Genomic DNA, 2,466 nt, shown 5'->3' on the forward strand with positions numbered 1-2,466 from the left:
CACCATTGACAACGGCAAGGAACTCTTTGGCGATCAAACGATTCTAAGCAACGGAACCAGAGCGGCAAATGGTTTTCAGGCCCTCTCTGAGCTTGATGCCAATGCCGACGGCAAAATAGATGCTAACGATGCCGCATTCTCAAGCCTCAAGGTCTGGCAGGACCTCGACGGCGATGGCTATTCCGCCTCCGATGAACTCTTTACCCTCCAGGAAGAGGGCATTCAATCCATCAACACCGGCTATACTACATCCACCCTTGTTGATGCCAACGGCAATGAACATAAGCAGGCAGGGAGTTTCACCAAATCAGACGGCACCACCGCTACAGCTACCGATGTATGGTTCAAGGCGGATAAGATGTATACCATTGCCAACGAATGGCTTGACATCCCTGATGACATAGCAGCCCTTCCTGACCTTCAGGGGTATGGCAATGTCTATGACCTACATCAGGCAATGGTAAGAGACTCATCAGGCGCTCTTAAATCCCTTGTGGAACAGTTTGCCGCAGAAACCGATGCGGATGTCAGGCACGCGCTTATTACTCAGATTATCTTCAAATGGGCAGGGGTGGAGAATGTTGATCCAACAAGCAGAGGACCCAATATCGATGCCAGAAAACTTACCGTTCCGGAGAAACTCTTCGGTAACCAGTTTGTGGGTACCACAGGCACAAACCCCAACAGCATTGCAGGGCCCATTTTATACAGACAATCGCAAAAAATATATGTAACTGTCTGAACATTGGAATGATGAATGACAGAAAAGGAGTGTTAATTCAATGAAAAATATAACAAAAAATACAAAAAGTAAGATAACGATAATCATATTTTTGTTTGCTATCATATTTTTAGTGGCGTTTTATGGCTATTCTGCAGACAATAGTCCGCAGAAACAAAAACAGACCACGATAAGCACTCAGCCCGAAAAGGTTACTACACCGGGGGAGTTCAAGGTAAAAGCTACCTATAAGCTTACCCATAAGAATTATCTTGTCACTCTGAAAGAATATGGTCGTTACAATCCTGAATTGGGATTTGGATTTTTTAGTGTAAAGATTGAATGGTTGACAAGTAGAGAATTGCTTTATTATGAATTTGGATCATCCATGCATCCTTACGGAAAGAAGCCCATGGCAGTTTTTGAACAGAAGGATGGATCGCCTTTATTGTTTATTGATATGTTTCTGGATGACGACAGAAATCCAGACATGCTTAAAATATATGATCTTGATAATCCATACAACCACATATCTCTGAGATTAGGTTCCGGCGGTATAGAATACCTGAATGACATTGTGGGTGATTTTGATAATGATGGCTATATCGAGGTATTAACCAGAGAGCTTAAAGTAGCCGGAACCGGTGAAGATATGGGTCGTGGTGCAGAGGTAGGGGTATTCTCCGTTTACCGTTATATGCCGGGTGGCGGAACAGGAGGTCAGTATTATCCGTCCCCGTTTCCCTACTTCAAAAGGGTCAAAGGACAAGCGTTTGAACGGTTTTTTCTCAAGCAGGCAAAAAATATATACAAATGGATAGAGCATGATTTCAAGAAAAAGGAATATGAGTTGATAGAAATGCTTCAATTTAACTGGCTGGCAACGATTGAGAGCACACAGAACCCCAAACTAATAAAAGAAGCGCTTTCCCGGTTCAAGTCGATGCCGTATCCGGACAAAAAAAGGAAAGATGAGATGATATTGTTATTAATAAAGGATGGTTACCCTATGCTCAGTGAAAACGTGCCCAAAGTGCGTTAAAACTATAAATAAAATCAAAAGGAGGGTTTTATGTTGCTTACATCATCACAGCAACAGGTACTCAATACTATTATACAGGTCGGTACACAACGGGGACTGACTACAGAACAGATAATAAGGGTCGCGTCAGTAGCCGAACTGGAATCTACCCTGAGACCGGATTGTCCAGACAATCGGTGGGGAGCAGGCGGGCTTTTCCAGTATAAAGATGAGACATGGAACGGGAGTCGTTTTCAGGGTAGTAAATTCAATGCGCAAGACGCCACAAACGCTTTTATTACCGATATGCTCAAATATGAAAAGGAGTATAATTTAAGTTCTAATGACGTAGAACAGAGAATAGCAAGAATGGAGAAAAAAGGTATTGAGGGCACTTTAGAAAACTATATTTGTTACAGACATAACAGGGACTTGGGCGAGACAGAAAAAATGGCTGATAAATTGGCATTTGACCCAGAGGGGCGTTTTAACGAAATAGGCACCTACATCGAACCCAATTATGTTCCTGGCCCTAATAATCCATCAAATCACTATGGTCTTTTGCCATCAAATGATCTTTCCGGTCTCCCTGATATGATGAACACCTGCAGAAACCTCTTCAACACCGCCACTGTCACCCCCTCTCCCATCATCCTTGACCTTGATGGTGATGGGGTAGAAACTACCAACTTCAAAGATGGAGCCTATTTTGACCATGACGGCA

Annotated in this window: 3 protein-coding genes; all 3 read left to right on the top strand. The window is 43.1% G+C overall.

Features of this window, described 5'->3' with window-relative positions; genetic code table 11:
• The coding region (locus tag NTX75_02635) for a calcium-binding protein (protein ID MCX5815125.1) at nucleotides 1–742 on the top strand (742 nt) is incomplete at its 5' end.
• Between the two features lie 40 nt (nucleotides 743–782).
• Nucleotides 783–1,763 carry a hypothetical protein gene (locus NTX75_02640; protein MCX5815126.1) on the top strand — a complete coding sequence of 327 codons (981 nt, stop codon included), beginning with the start codon at nucleotides 783–785 and terminating at the stop codon, nucleotides 1,761–1,763.
• Between the two features lie 30 nt (nucleotides 1,764–1,793).
• Nucleotides 1,794–2,466 (top strand): hypothetical protein (locus tag NTX75_02645; protein ID MCX5815127.1); only part of this gene is annotated, 673 nt, incomplete at its 3' end.

This window comes from Pseudomonadota bacterium, assembly GCA_026388315.1.
GTDB lineage: Bacteria > Desulfobacterota > Syntrophorhabdia > Syntrophorhabdales > Syntrophorhabdaceae > MWEV01.